Consider the following 15,721-nt stretch of genomic DNA (forward strand, 5'->3'; position numbering starts at 1 on the left):
CGCCCCGCATGGGTCGGGCGGCCGGGCGGGGCCCCGGTGGGTCAGGCGGCGGTGCGGCCGCTGAGGGCCAAGAGGCGTTCGAAGGTGCCGGCGTCTTCCGGGGCCTGCACCTCGGCGCCGAAGGCGCCCATCTGGCGACCGGTCGGGGCCATCTGCTCGACGAAGGGCATCAGATGGTCCACTGCCACGTCGGCCGGTTGATAGGGCTGGCCGGTGGCGGTGGCCAGGTCCCAGCCGTGCACGGTGAGGTCGGCCAGGGCCAGGTTGGCGACGAGGGGCTGGGGCATGCCCATGCCGGGCGAGATCCCGTCGAGCGCGGCCGGATCCGACCAGGCGGCGATCATGCGCTCGGTCTCGGTGGCGAACCTGTCCCGCCACCCCTCGGTGAGGGAGTCGGGGGTGCTGGAGAAGTCGAGCGCTTCCCGGCGCGCGGCGCCCTGGAAGCCGACGACCACCTGAAAGAGATGATTGAGCAGATCACGAACCTGGAACTTCTCACACGGCGTCGGATCGCCGAGCTGATCGTCGCGGATGCCCTGCACGATCGGGACAGTCCGCTCAGCCGCCGCCGCCATCAACGTGCTGATCTCGGTAGTCATGCCTCGACCGTAGCGACAACCGCGTCCTCCGCGCCGCTCCACCCCGATCGTGTGGTTGGCCATGTTGTGGGTGGCGGTGGAGTGCGGGCCTCGGGTTGGGCGCCGCCCTGCCGTGATTGTGTGGTTGGCCGTGCCGTGGGTAGCGGTCAAGTGCGGGCTCCACGGTCAGACGTCGACGCTGCCTGATCGCGCGGCTGTCGGCGTCGCGGATGTGCCGCTCTACGTCGGGCCGCAGGCGACCTGCACGACGATCGGCGGTCGAGTGGGGTTTGAGGTCGGGCGTCGTCCGGGCCGGGCGGTGTGGCGGATGGCCGCCGGGTGAGGGGCCTCCGGGCCGATGCTGCGGTCAGGCGGTGGCGTTGCGCAGATCGGCGTAGGCGTCGGCGAGGGTGTCCACTGTGTAGTGGGCGTTGAGGCCGCTCGGGTTGGGCAGCACCCAGACCGGCACGCCGCCGATGTGCTCGGGTTGCGGGCCGATCGCGGCCTTCGGCTTGGCGAACGCGGTGCGGTAGGCCGTGACGCCGAGGATGGCCAGGTAGCGGGGCTTCCACCGCTCGGTCAGGGCGGCCAGCACCTCACCGCCGGTGATCAGTTCGGCGGGGGAGAGTTCGTCGGCCCGGGCGGTGGCCCGGGCGACCACGTTCGTGATGCCCAGACCCAGCGACGGCAGTTCGAACTGCTCGGACGGGTGATACTGGCGCTCGGTGAAACCGGAACGGTGCAGGGCCGGCCAGAACCGGTTGCCCGGGCGGGCGAAGTGGTGACCGGTCGCGGCCGAGTACAGGCTCGGGTTGATGCCGGAGAAGAGCACCCGGAGATCCGGGCCGATCAGATCGGGGATGGTGCGGTCACCGGCCGCCGCCACCTCCGCCGCGGTAGGCGCAGACACCGAACAAGCCTATCCACCGCAGCGTTCAGGGGTGCGGATGACGCCGTGGCGTTCAGGGGTGCGGATGACGCCGTGGCGTTCAGGGGTGCGGATGACGCTGCGGCGATCAGAGGTGCGGACGACGCCGTGGCGGCCGGAGGGTGTGGGGACAGCCGCGCTGGTCGAAGCAGCGGTGGACGGCCGCGCTGGTCAGAGGGTGCGGAGGACGCCGCCGTCGATGGTGAGGGTGGTTCCGGTCATGTAGCTGGCGGCGGGGGACAGGGCGAAAGCCGCGACCCGGCCGAACTCGGCCGGTTCGCCCATGCGGCGCAGGGGGACGGTTTCCGCCACCTCGGCGGCGGCGCTGGAGGCGTCGCCGGTGGCTTCGAAGAGTTCGATGCTGCGGTCGGTGAGGAAACGGCCCGGCAGCAGGCTCACGATGCGGACGCCGCGCGGGGCGTACTCGTCCGCCATGTCCTTCGCGGCCATGGCCAGACCGGGGCGCAGGCCGTTGGAGAGGCCCAGCCCGGGCAGCGGCGTCTTGACCGTCGTCGACAGGACCAGGGCGATCGCGCCGCTCTCGGGCAGGGCCGCCGCGAAGGTCCGGGCGGCCCGGACGGTGCCCAGGAACACCGTCTCGAAGGCGTCGCGCCACTGCTCGTCGCTCAGGGCCGAGGCTCGGCCCGGCACCGGGCCGCCGACCGAGATCAGGGCGCCGTCGAAGCGCCCGAACTGTTCGACGGCCGTGTCGATGAGCAGGCGCGGGGCTTCGGGGTCGGCCAGGTCGGCGGTCACACCCACCGCGTTGCCTTCGCCGAGGGAGCCGACCGCCTCGGCCACCCGCTGCTCGTCGCGCGACGAGATCACCACCTTGGCGCCGTCGGCCACCAGCGCCTCGGCGGTGGCGAAGCCCAAGCCGCGCGAGGCTCCGGTGAGGACGTAGACACGATCAGCCAGCCCGAGATCCATGCCGTCGATCCTGCCACCGGACGGGCCCGGATTCAGCGGTGCAGAGCGGCCGCCGTGTCGGGGTCGGCCGGCAGGAACGACTCGATGGCCAGCTCGGACAGGGTCACGTCCAACGGCGTGCCCAGAACCGAGGTGACGCTGAAGAAGGACAGGCCGTCGAAGCGCAACGGCACGACCAGGCCGTTCGGCGGCGAGCCGTCGCCAGCCAGGCCGCCCGGATAGGCCGTCAGCTCCGACCGCAGCTCGCGCAGCACCGGATCACCGGTTACCGCCGCCTGCTGATCGAGGCGGTGCAGCACGTGGGCCCGCCACTCGCCCAGGTTGCCGATGCGCGGCGCCATGCCGTCCGGATGCAGCGACAGGCGCAGCACGTTCACCGGCGGTTCGAGCAGCCATCCCGCGCACCCGTCGGTGAACCGGGCGACCGCGCTGTTGGCATCGACCATCGTCCAGTGCCGATCGACGAGCACGGCCGGGTAGGGCGCGTGCCCGGCCAGCACGTCCCGCAACGACGCCAGCACCGTGGCCAGCGGCGGACCGTCCAGAGCGGTTTCCCCGTACGCCGGCGCGAAGCCCCCGGCCAGCAGGAGCTCGTTGCGAGACCGCAACGGCACCTTCAACTCCTCGGCCAGCCGCAGGATCATGTCGCGCGTCGGCCGGGACCGCCCGTTCTCGAGGAACGACAGATGCCGGGCCGACACCCCGGCCCGCACCGACAGCTCCAACTGACTCAGCCGCCGATCCGCCCGCCACCCCCGCAGGAGCTCGCCCACCCCGCTCATCCCCGCAGCGTAGGCGGCGTCAGGGGCGGCGGAGGAGCCAGACCCGGCCGGCCACTTGGAGAGCGGTGGCGCCGCCGGCTGTGCGGAGGGCAGGACCGCGGCGGGACCGCGGCGCCGCCGTGCTGTCGTAGTGCCAGGCGGCCTCGCGCTGGGCCAGTTCGGCCGCGGCGGCCGGGGGCAGGGCGCCGCGCCGGGTCAGGTCGCGGGCCAGGTCCCAGCCGTCGCGCAGGGAGCCCTCGGTCGGCCGGACGGCGGCCCAGCTCGAGAACTCTCGTTTCCACCGATCGCCGAAGGCCGCGGCCAGCATCGGCCATTGCCGTGCGACCTCGCCCGCCCGCTTGCGCAGCAGCGCCAGCCGCGCCGCCTCGAAACGGAAGCCGTCGATCCCTTCGGGCACGGGCCGCCCCGCCGTCAACGCCTCGACGAGGGCCGCCTGCCGCGCCGCGAGGCCCGACGAGTCGGAAGCCGGCGTCGTCATGTGATGACGGGGTAGCCGGAGGCCTTGGCGATGGCGTCCAGATCGGCGGCCAGGGCGGCCGCGGGCGGATAGTCGCCGTCGCGTTCGAGCATCAACGCGGGCGGGACGTGCCGGGCGCACAGGGCGCCCACCAGGTCGAGCACCGGCTGCGGCACGGCGTCGGTGTGGGTGTCGTGATAGAGCCCCTGATGCTCGGCCCCACCCGCCACATGGACGTACGCGATCCGCTCCAACGGCAGCTGGTCGAGCAGCTCAGCCGGATCGGTCCCCCGGTTACGGGCGTTGGCGTACACGTTTGCCACGTCGAGCAGCAGCTGGGCGCCCGAGCGGTCGAGGATCTCGGTCAGGAACTGGCCCTCGGTCAGCTCGTCGTCGGGCCAGTCGAACAGGGCTGCGATCGGCTCCAGCGCGATCGGCACCGGCACCGCCGCCTGCACCCGCCGCACGTTGGCCACCACCGCGTCGACCGCCTCCCGCGAACGGGGAAGGGGCAGCAGATGGCCCGCCTCGATGCCTCCGGCCCGTACGAAAGCAATGTGCTCGCTGATCAGCGGCGCCCGCAGGCGTTCGGCCACGGCGGCGAAGTGTTCGACCCGCGCCGGGTCCACCGGCTCGGCGCCGCCCAGGGACAGGCGTACGCCGTGGGGAATGATCGTCACCCCGCGGTCGAGCAGCACCTGCAGGCCGGTGGGCAGCTCGCCGTGCGCGTGCACCGATTCGGCCACCACCTCGGCGAAGCGCAGCCCGGGCAGGCCCTCGACGAAGCCGGCGATCTCGGGCCGCCACCCGATCCCGACCCCGTACGAGGGCCGCGACCCGATCCCGACCCCGTACGAGGGCAGCCGCCCGATCCCCACCCCGTACGAGGGAGGCTGCTCAGCCACCGCAGCCGCCGCCCCCGCCGCAGGAGCTGCCGCCGCTGCACGAGCTGCCACTGCTGCACGAGCTGCTGCTGCCACCGTCGCTGCCGCCGCTGCTGCCGGCCGCGCCGCCCGTGGCCGCGATGCGCTGCACCTCGGCCTCGGCCGCGAACGCCGGGTCCATCGAGTAGAGCGCCGCCCCGCCGTACAGCGCGACCCCCATCGCGGCCCCGGTCGCGCCGTAGGTCGCGTAGGACGGGGAGTTGCTCGGGGCCAGGTAGTTGTGCTTGTACCGCAGGTCGCGCAGGCCCTTGTGGGCCGCGTCGGTGGCCCAGCGGCGGGTGCGCAGCAGGGTCAGCGTGACGACGAACGCGGCGATCGTGGCGATGACGATGAAGGTGACCGGCTTGTCGTTGCCGATGCCAGCGACGACCCGGGCGATGCCGATCGCGACGAGGGCCAGGCCGGCCAGCACCCAGAGCCGGGCCTCGCGCATCTTGCCCGCGCTGACCGCCAGGCCGGTGCGCTCGAGGTTGTCGCGCAGCTGCTCGACGGCCGAGGCGACCCACTGGTCGTTGGGCAGGTCACGCGTGCGTACGCCGTTGCCGGCCGCGTTGTAGACGGCGCTGTCGAGCGGCGTCACGCCGCTGGGCAGCGGGCCGGTGCGGACGAGGATGCGGCCGGGCCCGGTGCCGAGCGCGCCGGCCGCCCGCAGGCCGCCCATCGAGGAGTAGATGGCCAGCCGGTCGCCGCCGTTGAGATAGGCCACCTGCTGCGGGCCCAGGTTGTCGACCCGGGCCGAACGGTCGCCGCGGAACAGGGCCTTGCGGTGCACGGCGGCGATGATCGCGATCGCGATCGTGGCCCCGATGAAGTAGGTGAGAAAGGTCGGACCGGAGATACCCCAGGTGTCGTTCATGGACCAGACCTCCCGTGCTTGTCGCAGCGCGTCTGGCCCTTATTGTGCAGACCCGTGCAACGTCTGTGATCAGGCCCTTCGGACGGCTTCCTCGACCAGATCGAGGACCCGGCTGAGCTCGCCGGGCGGGCGGCCCGTGGCGAGGTGGAGCACCAGACCGTCGTACGCCAGCTCGAGGAACTGGGTGAGCACCTCGACCGGCACGTCGTCGCGCAGCACACCGGCCTCCCGTTGGCGTTGCAGCCGCTCGCGGGTGGCGTCGGCGATGGCGGCCGACCGCTCGGTCCAGCGTTTGGCGAAGGCCTGGTCAGTGCGCAGCCGGCGGGAGACCTCGAGCTGGGTGCCGAGCCAGCCGGCGGTGTCGCCCTCGCTGCCGCCGGCCCGGGCCAGCAGGTCGCGCATCACCTGGACGAGGCCGTTGCGGGCGACGGTTTCGACCATGGCGGCCGCGTCGTCCTCGGCCACGGCCAGGAAGAGGGATTCCTTGTCGCGAAAATGGTGGAAAATCGCACCGCGGGACAGCCCGGTTGCGTCCTCGAGCCGCCGCACTGTCGCACCCTCGTAGCCGAACCGGGCGAAACAGTCACGGGCCGCCGCGAGGATCTCGGAGCGGCGGGCGTCCAGTTGGTCCTGACTCACTCGGGGCACGTCCAGGATCGTGTCACGGGCCACCATTCGTATGCAATCCGTACGTACGTCTTGGCAAGAGTGCGCAGCCCAGGGACGGATGGCGCGAATTCCCCCATCCCGCCCGTGAGTTGTTGACAGTCCTGGACTGTTCGGTGCCCTCCCCGCTCACGTAAAGTGCCCGGGTGCCTCTTGTCCTGATAGCCCTAGACGACACCCTGCTCGACCGCAGCGGTGCCTTCCGGCTGTGGGCCAAGGGATTCCTCGATGAGATCGGGGCGGCCCAGGACGACCTCGACTGGCTACTCTCCGTCGACGCCGACGGTCTGACCTCGCGCTGGGACCTGGCCGACCTGATCCGCGACCGCTACCGGCTCACCATTCCGTCGATCGACCTCGTCGACGAGCTGCACGAGGGTCCGCTGGCCTACGAGAAGCTCGACCCGCTCGTCGGCTGCGCGCTGCAGATCGCCAAGGACGCCGGCCTGGTCCCGGTCGTGGTCACCAACGGGCGGGCCGAGATCCAGGACGTCCGGATCCGGCGTACGGGTCTCGACCGCTACGTCGCCGATTGGGTGATCTCCGAGCAGGCCGGCGTGAGCAAGCCCAACCCGCGCATCTTCGCGTTGGCCGCGCAGCGGGTGCGGATGCGCCTGGGCGGCGCGTGGGTGGTCGGCGACAGTCCCGAGGCCGACATCGGCGGGGCCGCCGCCATGGGTCTGCCCAGCGTGTGGCTGCATCGTGGCCGCGAATGGGTGGACAACCGGTTCGCCCCGACCGAGATCGTCGGCAACGTGATCCAGGGCATCTCGGCGATCATGGCCGCCGCTCGTTAAATAGGTTGCGCCGCCTCGAGAGGGTGCGCGAAGGTATCCCGGTCGCCCGCACAGGGCCTGAGAGAGGGAGGTGTGAACGCATGGCTGTCGTTGTGATGACCCGTGTCCGGATTCACCTTTCTTCTTCCTCTCTCAAGGAGACCCTCCAGTGCGCGAGCACGACTCTTTCGGCCCGTCCACCATGCGCCGCGGCCGCCGCAAGTTCGACGACGACGATCTGACCTTCCAGAAGCGGGGCGGCCCCGGGCCGCAGCTCAAGGAAGACCCCGACCTGCCCGACACCGGCGATGGCTGGTCCACCTGGGACGGCGCGTTGCACGGTCCCGTGCCTCGGCCCGACTGGGTACGCACCGAGCACGCCGCGGTCGACACCGAGCTCGGGATGCTGAAGACCGGCAAAGAGGCCGACGTGTACCTCGTACGCCGGGAAGTGCCCGACACCGACAAGGTGAGCATGCTGGCCGCCAAGCGCTACCGCGACGGCGACCACCGGCTCTTCCACCGCGACGCCGGTTATCTCGAGGGACGCCGGGTCCGCCGCTCCCGCGAGATGCGGGCCATGACCAACCGCACCTCGTTCGGCAAAGAGATGATCGCCGGCCAGTGGGCGATGGCCGAGTTCGGCGCGCTCACCCACCTGTGGCAGGTCGGCCTGGAGAGCGGCCTGGTGCGGGTGCCCTACCCGGTGCAGCTGATCGGCACCGAGCTGATGATGGAGTTCATCGGCGACTGGGAGACCGGCGAGGCGGCGCCCCGGCTCGCGCAGGTGCGGGCCGACCCCGACCAGCTGGCCGACCTGTGGCGGCAGATGGCCGACGCGCTGTCGGTGCTGGCCCGCGCGCAGGTGGCCCACGGCGACCTCTCGCCCTACAACACGATGGTGCACGAGGGGCGGCTGGTGCTCATCGACCTGCCGCAGATCGTGGACGTGGTGGCCAACCCGCAGGGCGGCGACTTCATCGCGCGCGACGTGCGCAACGTCTCGGCCTGGTTCACCCAGCGCGGGCTGAAGGTGGACGCGGACGAGCTGCTCGAGCGGCTGCTCTACGAGGCGGGCCTCAAGTGAGGTGCCGTCAAGGGTTCCGGCCGCGACCGCCCCGATCCGGGCGGCCGCGGCCGGCGCCGCGTCACTGCAGGTAGCCCTCGACCTCGCCGACGCTGTGGGCCTGCTCGGCGTCGGGGTTGTTGCCCACCTCGCGGGCCGCCCGGCGCCGGCGCAGCAGGTCCCAGCACTGGTCCAGGGCCTCTTCCATCTCCTTGAGCCGGGCGTGCTCCTCGCTCGAGGAGATCTCGCCCCTGCTCAGCTGCTCGCGCAGCTTGTGCTCCTCATCGACCAGGCCGTGGATCCGGCTCAGCACCGTCTTGTCATCCATGCCGGGAAGCCTATGCGCTGATCTCCCGAGGTGGGACGTCACCGTCGTCACTACAGATCGCGGCGCTGGAAGGCCAGTCCGGCCAGGGCCAGCACGAGAGCGACCCAGACGAGCGCCCAGAGCAGATAGGCGACCGTCAGCGGGGACGAGCTGAGGAACGGGTGCCCTTGGAAGGCCTCGCTGAACTGCGAGATCAGCGTCGGGTCCTGGAATGCCCGCATCGCGCCCCGCCACAGGCCGTCGGTCGGCAGCAGCATCTGCGAGACCGTGCCGATCCGCTCGACGCTCGCGTTGCCCAGCGCCTGGCCGAGACCCCCGACCACACCCGCGATCCAGGTGGCGCCGAACAGACCGACCGCCACCACGCCCGAGGCCATCGGCGAGATGACCGTGGACAGCAACAGGCCCAGCGTCAGCAGCGTCACCGACTGGGCGGCCAGCAACGCCAGCCCGGTCACCGGGTCGGGCGGCCAGTAACCGGTGGTGACCTGCACGATCACCAGCTGGGCGGCGCCGGCCACGGCCACGAAACCGGCCCCGAACGCGACCAGCCCGAGCCACTTGCCGAGCAGCACCCACGCGCGCCGGACCGGGCGGGCCAGCACGGCCAGCGCGATGCCCGACTCGGACTCCCCGGCCACGGTCGGACCGGCCAGGAACGCCGTGCCGAGCGCGGCGATCAGGCTCAGCCCGAACATCACCAGGTTGAGCACGAGGGCGGCCGCCAGCTTGGACTCGCCACTGGTCAGGCCGCCGTACTCGGCGTTGATGCGGGAGAACCCCCAGGCGCTCAACGACAGCAGAACTATCGTCAGCACGGCCAGCGACCGCAGCACCCGGCGGCGGGCCGCCTCGCGCAGCGTCAGACCGGCGACGGTCAGCACGATCCTCATGAGGTCTCCCCGCTCCGGATGATGTCGAGCAGCCGTTCCTCGAGGGTGATCCGGCCCGGCTCGACCGCGTGCACCCGCACGCCGAGTTTCACCAGCGCGGCCACCAGGTCGGGCACGGTCTCGAGGTCGATGATCGGCACGACGTACTGGTCGCCCTCTTTTTTGTACGAGCCCAGGCAGCTCTCGGCCTCGGCCGTGACCCCCTCCAGGCGCAGTCGCAACTCCCGCTGCCCGAGCAGCTCGGCCAACGTCCCCGAGGTGGCGACCCGCCCGTGGTCGAGGATCACCACCCGGTCGCAGACCCGCTCCACCTCGCCGATCAGGTGCGAGTTGAGCAGCACGGCCACCTCCCGTTCGCGCAGCGAGAGCAGCAGATCCCGCACGTCGGCCCGCCCGATCGGATCGAGGGCACTGGTCGGTTCGTCGAGAACCACCAGTTCCGGACGGGCTACGAGCGCGACCGCCAGGCCGAGGCGCTGCTGCATGCCCTTCGAGAACCCGCCCACCCGGTCCCCGGCCCGGTCGGCCAGCCCGACCAGGCCGAGGCAGTCCTGCTGCTCCGCCGCCGGGACGGTCACGCTCGCCAGCCGGGTGTGCAGCCGCAGCACCTCGGCCGCGGTCAGCCAGGGCTGGTAGCGGAACAGCTCGGGCAGATAGCCGACCCGGGCCCGCGACTGCGGATCCGTTCCCGGCCGTCCCAGCAGCATGACCTCGCCCGCGTCCGGCCTGACCAGACCGAGCAGCATCTTGATGACCGTCGTCTTGCCCGCGCCGTTCGGGCCGAGCAGAGCGACCACCTCGCCCCGGCCCACCTCGAACGTCACGCCGTCCACGGCCTGTCGCTTCCCGTACCGTTTCCGCAGGCCCGAGGCCCACACCGCGGGCGACGTCACCGCAGCCCCCGGGCCACCGTCAGCACCTCGTCGCCGCTCAGCGAGCCGGCGACCAAGGTGACCGTGCCGGCGCGGACCCAGACGACCGCGCTCATCACCCCGTCGCTCGAGCTCAGCAGGGTGGCCGGCGCCCCGCCGACGTCGGTCGGCTCGCTCGTCATCTCCTCCGGCATCACGTGCAGCGGCAGCGTGGTCCCGTCCGCGGTGAAGCGGCGCAACTGCGCGGCCACGTCGGCCGGCAGACCCGACAGCGACAACAGGTAGTCGCGGGCCGTCACGAAGGGCACCCCCGTCGAGTACGCGGTGGGAGCGACCGCCCGGGCCACGATCATGGACGGGACGCCCTGCTTGCTCGACCACACCGTGGCCGCGCCGGGCCCGGCGGTCAACCGGAAGCTGCTCCCGTCCAGTCCGGCCGGCATCGTCGGTGGAGTCTCACCCTGTTTCTGGGCGAAGGCCGCGACCTTGGCCGCCCGGAACGTGAAGCTCGCGCTGATGCGCTTCCCGGCCTGATACGACGGCTCGCCGGTCACCCCGCGGGGCAGTTCGGCGACCTCGGGCAGGTCGAGGCCGCTCTCCTTCTCGGCGGCGGCCGCGTCCCCCACCGGATGGATCTGCGGGCGGGAGGTGATCTCGACGTCGCCCCACGACGACAGGTCGGGCATGGCCATCAGGTCGGCCTGGTGGACGGTGACCGGGGCGATGCGCTCGGTCCGGAAGATCTGGAACCAGTCACCCGCGGCTGCCGCGCCCGCCCCCGCCAGCAGCACGCCCACGGCGGCACCGGCGATGATCGGACTGCGCCATTTGCGCCTCGTCCGGCTGGGCGCCCGGCCGGGATCGGCGGCGGCCAGCCGGCGCCAGGCGGCGTCGACATCCACGTCGGCCTCAGCGGGCAGGGCCTCGGCCGTGAAAAGGGCGTCTTTCTGGGCCATGGCCACTCCTTCGGTGCAGATCGGGCAGTTCGCGACGTGCTCGCGATCGGTGTCGGCCACACCGAGCGGCTCGTCCACCAGCCGGCGCAGCACGCCGTCGTTCGGGTGGCGCGTCATGAGGTCAACTCCTTGCGCAGAGCGGATTCGGCGCGCCGCACGGTGGTGCCGACGCTGCCGGGGGAGAGGTCGAGGGCGGCCGCCACCTCGGCGTAGCTGAGGCCGCTGTGCCGCAGCACGAGCGCGACCGCCTGCTTGCGGGGCAGTCGCGCCAGGGCGGCCCGCACGCGGCGCCGTTCCTCCGCGGCCACCACCGCGTCGGCGACGTCGGGCACCGTCGCTTCGTGCGGCCGGGCGGCCTGCTCACGGCCGGCGCGGCGTTTTCCCGTACGGATGTGATTGAGGGCAGTGTGGGCCGCCGCCACGGAGAGCCAGGGCAGGGCCTCGCCCGCCGGCACGTCCGAGCGCCCGAAGGTCAGGAAAACCTCCTGCGCGACGTCCTCCGCCTCGTCGCGCGAACCCAGGACACGGGCGGCCACGGCCACCACCCGCGGATAAGCGGCCCGGAACACCTGCTCCAGGTCGTCCCGGGCCACCGGGCTGCGTCTCGACAGGGCCACGCTGTCCTTCCCGCCGTGGGCCAGTGCTAAGTCCATGCCTCTCTAGCACCGCCGCCGCCGCGGTTGTGACAGCTCAGCCCGGAAAAGCCCGCGCAGCCGTCGACGACACGGTGGCGAGGTTGGGGCGAGCCGGGATGAGAAGTGTGGGAACACCCAGGGACTGGTTCATGGCCGCCAGCTCCTGCTCATGCCGTACGTCAGTCGTGTTGCGGACGCCGCGGACGATGACGTCGGCGCTGTGCTGGTGGCAGTAGTCGGCAGTGAGCCCGCGCCACGCCGTGACAGTGACGTTGTGCCAGGTGGCTGGCAGGGCGGCGTGGACGGCAGCGGCCCGAGCCTCGCTCTCGCGGGTCGGTTGCTTGGCGGCGTTGACGGCCACGAGCACGGTCAGTTCGTCGAAAAGTCGGCGGGCGCGCTCGATGACGTCGAGATGGCCGGGCGTGACCGGGTCGAAGGTGCCGGGATAGACCGCGCGGGACATGGCCCGAGCTTAAGTCCCGCCGCGGCGCCTCACGCCGTGCCTCCCGAACCCAGCGCCCACCCTCCCGGGGGCCCCCGTCCACCGGTGATCTTACGTTTTTGGCGGCTCAGGGGGCACGACAAGCCGGCCCGCCATGTGGACAACGCGTGTTTGTGGATAAAGCGAAGCCCCGCCTCCCAGGTGCGAAAGGCGGGGCTTCGGCCGGACGACTTAGCTGTTGAGCATCTTGCGCAGCACGTACTGCAGGATGCCGCCGTGGCGGTAGTAGTCCGCCTCGCCGGGGGTGTCGATGCGGACGTCGGCGTCGAACTCGACGCCGGTGTCCGTGCGGACCTTGACCGTGCCGGGGATCTCGCCGTCGTTCAGCGCCGTCACCCCGGTGATCGTGAAGGTCTCGGTGCCGGTGAGGCCGAGCGACTCGGCGTTGGTCTTGGGCGGGAACTGCAGCGGCAGCACGCCCATGCCGATCAGGTTGGAGCGGTGGATGCGCTCGTAGCTCTCGGCGATGACCGCGCGCACGCCCAGCAGCATCGTGCCCTTGGCCGCCCAGTCGCGTGACGAGCCCGAGCCGTACTCCTTGCCGGCCAGGATGACCAGCGGGATGCCCGCCTCCTGGTAGGCCTGCGAGGCGTCGTAGATCGTGGTCTGGTCGCCGGTGAGGTGGTTGACCGTGAAGCCGCCCTCGACGCCCGGCACCAGCTGGTTGCGCAGCCGGATGTTGGCGAACGTGCCGCGGATCATGACCTCGTGGTTGCCCCGGCGCGAGCCGTACGAGTTGAACTCGTGCCGCGGCACGCCGTGCTCGGCGAGGTACTTGCCGGCGGGCGAGTCGGGCTTGATCGAGCTGGCCGGCGAGATGTGGTCGGTCGTGACCGAGTCGCCGAGCTTCGCCAGCACCCGAGCACCCGAAATGTCGGAAACGGGCTGCGGCGACGGCTGCATGCCCTCGAAGTATGGGGGCTTCCGGACGTACGTCGAGTCGTCGGCCCACTCGAAGGTCTTGCCTTCGGGCGTGGGCAGCGACTGCCACTGCTCGTCGCCGGCGAAGACGTCGGCGTACGCGGTGCTGAAACCCTCGGCCCCGATCGCGGAAGCGATGACGTCGTCGATCTCTTTGGCGCTGGGCCAGATGTCGCTCAGGTAGACGGGCTGGCCGTCGGAACCGGTGCCCAGCGGCTCGGTGGTGATGTCGATGTCCATCGAGCCGGCCAGCGCGTACGCCACGACCAGGGGCGGCGACGCCAGGTAGTTCATCTTGACGTCGGGGTTGATCCGGCCCTCGAAGTTGCGGTTGCCGGACAGCACGCTGACGGCGGTCAGGTCGGCCTCGTTGACCGCGGCCGAGACCTCCTCGGGCAGCGGGCCCGAGTTGCCGATGCAGGTGGTGCAGCCGTAGCCGACCAGGTTGAAGCCGATCTTGTCGAGGTAGGGCGTGAGGCCGGACCGGTCGTAGTAGTCGGAGACGACCTTCGACCCGGGGGCCAGCGTGGTCTTGACCCACGGCTTGCGGGTCAGGCCCCGCTCGACGGCCTTCTTGGCCAGCAGCGCCGCCCCGATCATGACCTGCGGGTTCGAGGTGTTGGTGCAGGACGTGATGGCGGCGATCACGACGGCGCCGTGGTCGAGCTCGTATTCCACACCGTCTTCGCCCTTGACCAGGGTCGGCTTGGTGGGGCGGCCGTTCGCGTTGCGCGCCGCGCTGAAGATGTGCGGCTTGTCGGTCGCCGAGTCCTCGTGGTTGGCAGGCGGGTCGCTGGCCGGGAACGACTCCTCGCTGGCCTCGTCGGCCGGGCCGTTGGCCTGCACGTAGTTGGTGAGCGCGTCGCGGAACATCGGCTTGGCCGCGTTCAGCGGCACCCTGTCCTGCGGGCGCTTCGGGCCGGCCAGCGACGGCACGATGGTCGACAGGTCGAGCTCGAGCTTCTCGGAGTAATCGGGCTCGGCGTCCGGGTCGAGCCAGAGGCCCTGCCGCTTCGCGTACGACTCGACCAGCGCCACCTGCTCGTCGGAGCGGCCGGTCAGCTTGAGGTACTTGATCGTCTCGTCGTCGATCGGGAAGATCGCCGCGGTCGAGCCGTACTCGGGCGACATGTTGCCGATCGTGGCCCGGTTGGCCAGCGGCACGGCGGTGACGCCGGGGCCGTAGAACTCGACGAACTTGCTGACCACGCCGTGCTCGCGGAGCATCTCGGTGATCGTCAGCACGAGGTCGGTGGCGGTGGTGCCGGCCGGCATCTCGCCGCTCAGCTTGAAGCCGACGACGCGCGGGATCAGCATGCTGACCGGCTGGCCCAGCATGGCCGCCTCGGCCTCGATGCCGCCGACGCCCCAGCCCAGCACACCGAGGCCGTTGACCATGGTGGTGTGCGAGTCGGTGCCGACCACGGTGTCGGGGTAGGCCTGGCCGTTCCGCTCCATGATCGTACGGGCCAGGTATTCGATGTTGACCTGGTGCACGATGCCCGTGCCGGGCGGCACGACCTTGAACTCGTTGAACGCGGTCTGGCCCCAGCGCAGGAACTGGTAGCGCTCGCGGTTGCGCTGGTACTCCAGCTCGACATTGCGGGCGAACGCGTCCTCGCGGCCGAACAGGTCGGCGATGACCGAGTGGTCGATGACCAGCTCGGCCGGGGCGAGCGGGTTGACCTTGGTCGGGTCGCCGCCCAGGTCTTTCACGGCCTCACGCATCGTGGCCAGGTCGACCACGCAGGGGACGCCGGTGAAGTCCTGCATCAGCACCCGGGCCGGGGTGAACTGGATCTCGACGCTGGGGTCGGCCGTCTGGTCCCAGCCCCCCAGCGCGCGGATGTGGTCGGCCGTGATGTTGGCGCCGTCCTCCGTCCGCAGCAGGTTCTCCAGCAGGATCTTCAAGGAGTAGGGCAGGCGGTCGTGCCCTTCGACCTTGTCGATCGCAAAAATCTCGTAGCTCGCGTCACCGACGCGGAGCTCGCTCTTCGCACCAAAGGTGTCGAGGCTGGCCACCGTCATCTCCTTCACACCCAGCGACTGTCATTCAAGTCTTTCGCACCGAAAGGGCGGCCTTCGGGTTAGGCATACCTAACTCTCGGTTCACGGTTGTTCATAAACCGTACGTCCGTCTTGTAAGCCTGCGCAAGGCGGGGTCGCCCTCCTCTCACGTTTACCCCGGTCGCGCCCCGGGCACATCTCGAAACGTGAAGGCGCCTGCTGACCTGGTTTCGCTGAGCGAGTTCTTCGGCCGCTACGCCACCGCTCTGACCAGCGGAGACGTGGCCGCGATCGCCAACTGCTACGCGCTGCCGGGCATGGTGGTCTCCGATTCCTACAGCTTCACGTTCGCCTCGCCGGCCGCGGTCGCGCTGTCGTTCCTCGGCGCCGCCCCCAGCTACGACGAACGTCAGATCGTGGCCGCACACGCTCAGTTGCTCGACGTGCAGACGTTGTCGTCCGCCCTGAGCCTGGTGTCGGTCGAGTGGGAATATCTCGATTCGCGAGGAAATGCCGTGCCGGGGGAGAGTTACAGCTATCTGCTGCGGCTCGGGGCGGATGGGCCGAGAATCACCACGGTCATCGCTACGCGCTGAAACTGTCGGACCCTGGTGCGAGTATGGC

The 15,721-nt window shown here is 71.1% G+C and carries 18 protein-coding genes; 3 read left to right on the top strand and 15 right to left on the bottom strand.

What is annotated here, in order from left to right; all coding sequences use genetic code 11:
- Positions 1 to 41 precede the first annotated feature (41 nt).
- From M1L60_RS37815 to M1L60_RS37850, 8 genes are all read right to left on the bottom strand, one after another.
- Complete coding sequence (locus tag M1L60_RS37815) at positions 42 to 599, bottom strand: TIGR03086 family metal-binding protein (protein ID WP_253242386.1); 558 nt, start codon at positions 597 to 599, stop codon at positions 42 to 44.
- Positions 600 to 945: 346 nt separating this feature from the next.
- A complete protein-coding gene (gene mug, locus M1L60_RS37820; RefSeq protein WP_253242387.1) occupies positions 946 to 1,488 on the bottom strand; it encodes a G/U mismatch-specific DNA glycosylase in 543 nt (180 codons plus the stop codon).
- 189 nt (positions 1,489 to 1,677) lie between these two features.
- Entirely contained in the window at positions 1,678 to 2,436 is a 759-nt protein-coding gene (locus M1L60_RS37825; protein ID WP_253242388.1) for an SDR family oxidoreductase, read from the bottom strand.
- A gap of 32 nt (positions 2,437 to 2,468) precedes the next feature.
- The gene (locus M1L60_RS37830; RefSeq protein ID WP_253242389.1) at positions 2,469 to 3,218 is read right to left on the bottom strand and encodes a helix-turn-helix domain-containing protein; all 750 of its coding nucleotides are present in this window, start codon (positions 3,216 to 3,218) and stop codon (positions 2,469 to 2,471) included.
- 19 nt (positions 3,219 to 3,237) lie between these two features.
- Positions 3,238 to 3,696, bottom strand: coding sequence for an SCO6045 C-terminal-like domain-containing protein (locus M1L60_RS37835; protein WP_253242390.1), 459 nt, complete (start codon positions 3,694 to 3,696; stop codon positions 3,238 to 3,240).
- Positions 3,693 to 4,517, bottom strand: a complete 825-nt coding sequence (locus M1L60_RS37840) for an MbnB/TglH/ChrH family RiPP precursor modification enzyme (RefSeq protein ID WP_253242437.1) — start codon at positions 4,515 to 4,517, stop codon at positions 3,693 to 3,695. The genes M1L60_RS37835 and M1L60_RS37840 overlap by 4 nt, the downstream gene beginning before the upstream one ends.
- A gap of 55 nt (positions 4,518 to 4,572) precedes the next feature.
- Positions 4,573 to 5,475: a TIGR04222 domain-containing membrane protein gene (locus M1L60_RS37845; protein WP_253242391.1), complete on the bottom strand. Its 903-nt coding sequence runs from the start codon at positions 5,473 to 5,475 to the stop codon at positions 4,573 to 4,575.
- Between the two features lie 69 nt (positions 5,476 to 5,544).
- A complete protein-coding gene (locus tag M1L60_RS37850; RefSeq protein ID WP_253242392.1) occupies positions 5,545 to 6,123 on the bottom strand; it encodes a TetR/AcrR family transcriptional regulator in 579 nt (192 codons plus the stop codon).
- Positions 6,124 to 6,287: 164 nt separating this feature from the next.
- Here M1L60_RS37850 and M1L60_RS37855 point away from each other — a divergent pair, with 164 nt between their 5' ends.
- Both M1L60_RS37855 and M1L60_RS37860 read left to right on the top strand, forming a co-directional pair.
- Positions 6,288 to 6,938, top strand: coding sequence for an HAD family hydrolase (locus M1L60_RS37855; protein ID WP_253242393.1), 651 nt, complete (start codon positions 6,288 to 6,290; stop codon positions 6,936 to 6,938).
- 148 nt (positions 6,939 to 7,086) lie between these two features.
- The gene (locus tag M1L60_RS37860) at positions 7,087 to 8,004 is read left to right on the top strand and encodes a serine protein kinase RIO (protein ID WP_438862201.1); all 918 of its coding nucleotides are present in this window, start codon (positions 7,087 to 7,089) and stop codon (positions 8,002 to 8,004) included.
- A 61-nt stretch (positions 8,005 to 8,065) separates the two neighbouring features.
- Here M1L60_RS37860 and M1L60_RS37865 read toward each other — a convergent pair whose 3' ends face one another.
- The 7 genes from M1L60_RS37865 to acnA all read right to left on the bottom strand — a co-directional run bounded on the left by M1L60_RS37865 (position 8,066) and on the right by acnA (position 15,118).
- Positions 8,066 to 8,311 (bottom strand): DUF2630 family protein, encoded by a 246-nt coding sequence (locus M1L60_RS37865; protein WP_253242394.1) that lies wholly within the window; start codon positions 8,309 to 8,311, stop codon positions 8,066 to 8,068.
- A gap of 50 nt (positions 8,312 to 8,361) precedes the next feature.
- A complete protein-coding gene (locus M1L60_RS37870) occupies positions 8,362 to 9,204 on the bottom strand; it encodes a DUF2705 family protein (RefSeq protein ID WP_253242395.1) in 843 nt (280 codons plus the stop codon).
- Positions 9,201 to 10,097, bottom strand: coding sequence for an ABC transporter ATP-binding protein (locus M1L60_RS37875; RefSeq protein ID WP_253242396.1), 897 nt, complete (start codon positions 10,095 to 10,097; stop codon positions 9,201 to 9,203). The genes M1L60_RS37870 and M1L60_RS37875 overlap by 4 nt, the downstream gene beginning before the upstream one ends.
- Entirely contained in the window at positions 10,094 to 11,149 is a 1,056-nt protein-coding gene (locus M1L60_RS37880; protein ID WP_253242397.1) for a hypothetical protein, read from the bottom strand. The genes M1L60_RS37875 and M1L60_RS37880 overlap by 4 nt, the downstream gene beginning before the upstream one ends.
- Positions 11,146 to 11,685, bottom strand: a complete 540-nt coding sequence (locus M1L60_RS37885; RefSeq protein WP_253242398.1) for a sigma-70 family RNA polymerase sigma factor — start codon at positions 11,683 to 11,685, stop codon at positions 11,146 to 11,148. Before M1L60_RS37885 ends, M1L60_RS37880 begins: the two co-directional genes overlap by 4 nt.
- A 37-nt stretch (positions 11,686 to 11,722) precedes the next feature.
- Positions 11,723 to 12,130, bottom strand: coding sequence for a pantetheine-phosphate adenylyltransferase (gene coaD, locus M1L60_RS37890; protein WP_253242399.1), 408 nt, complete (start codon positions 12,128 to 12,130; stop codon positions 11,723 to 11,725).
- Between the two features lie 210 nt (positions 12,131 to 12,340).
- The gene (gene acnA, locus M1L60_RS37895; RefSeq protein ID WP_253242439.1) at positions 12,341 to 15,118 is read right to left on the bottom strand and encodes an aconitate hydratase AcnA; all 2,778 of its coding nucleotides are present in this window, start codon (positions 15,116 to 15,118) and stop codon (positions 12,341 to 12,343) included.
- Positions 15,119 to 15,303: 185 nt separating this feature from the next.
- Between acnA and M1L60_RS37900 the strand changes: the two genes are divergently transcribed.
- The gene (locus tag M1L60_RS37900) at positions 15,304 to 15,693 is read left to right on the top strand and encodes a DUF6841 family protein (RefSeq protein WP_253242400.1); all 390 of its coding nucleotides are present in this window, start codon (positions 15,304 to 15,306) and stop codon (positions 15,691 to 15,693) included.
- Positions 15,694 to 15,721 lie beyond the last annotated feature (28 nt).

Source organism: Paractinoplanes aksuensis, from assembly GCF_024137025.1.
Classification (GTDB): Bacteria; Actinomycetota; Actinomycetes; order Mycobacteriales; family Micromonosporaceae; genus Actinoplanes; species Actinoplanes aksuensis.

Excerpts from the sequence above, each read along its gene's own strand:
- M1L60_RS37815 (WP_253242386.1), bottom strand. The coding sequence starts at position 599 with ATGACTACCGAGATCAGCACGTTGATGGCGGCGGCGGCTGAGCGGACT.
- acnA (WP_253242439.1), bottom strand. The coding sequence starts at position 15,118 with ATGACGGTGGCCAGCCTCGACACCTTTGGTGCGAAGAGCGAGCTCCGC.
- M1L60_RS37845 (WP_253242391.1), bottom strand. The coding sequence starts at position 5,475 with ATGAACGACACCTGGGGTATCTCCGGTCCGACCTTTCTCACCTACTTC.
- M1L60_RS37830 (WP_253242389.1), bottom strand. The coding sequence starts at position 3,218 with ATGAGCGGGGTGGGCGAGCTCCTGCGGGGGTGGCGGGCGGATCGGCGG.
- coaD (WP_253242399.1), bottom strand. The coding sequence starts at position 12,130 with ATGTCCCGCGCGGTCTATCCCGGCACCTTCGACCCGGTCACGCCCGGC.
- M1L60_RS37835 (WP_253242390.1), bottom strand. The coding sequence starts at position 3,696 with ATGACGACGCCGGCTTCCGACTCGTCGGGCCTCGCGGCGCGGCAGGCG.
- M1L60_RS37885 (WP_253242398.1), bottom strand. The coding sequence starts at position 11,685 with ATGGACTTAGCACTGGCCCACGGCGGGAAGGACAGCGTGGCCCTGTCG.
- M1L60_RS37865 (WP_253242394.1), bottom strand. The coding sequence starts at position 8,311 with ATGGATGACAAGACGGTGCTGAGCCGGATCCACGGCCTGGTCGATGAG.
- M1L60_RS37825 (WP_253242388.1), bottom strand. The coding sequence starts at position 2,436 with ATGGATCTCGGGCTGGCTGATCGTGTCTACGTCCTCACCGGAGCCTCG.
- M1L60_RS37880 (WP_253242397.1), bottom strand. The coding sequence starts at position 11,149 with ATGACGCGCCACCCGAACGACGGCGTGCTGCGCCGGCTGGTGGACGAG.
- M1L60_RS37870 (WP_253242395.1), bottom strand. The coding sequence starts at position 9,204 with ATGAGGATCGTGCTGACCGTCGCCGGTCTGACGCTGCGCGAGGCGGCC.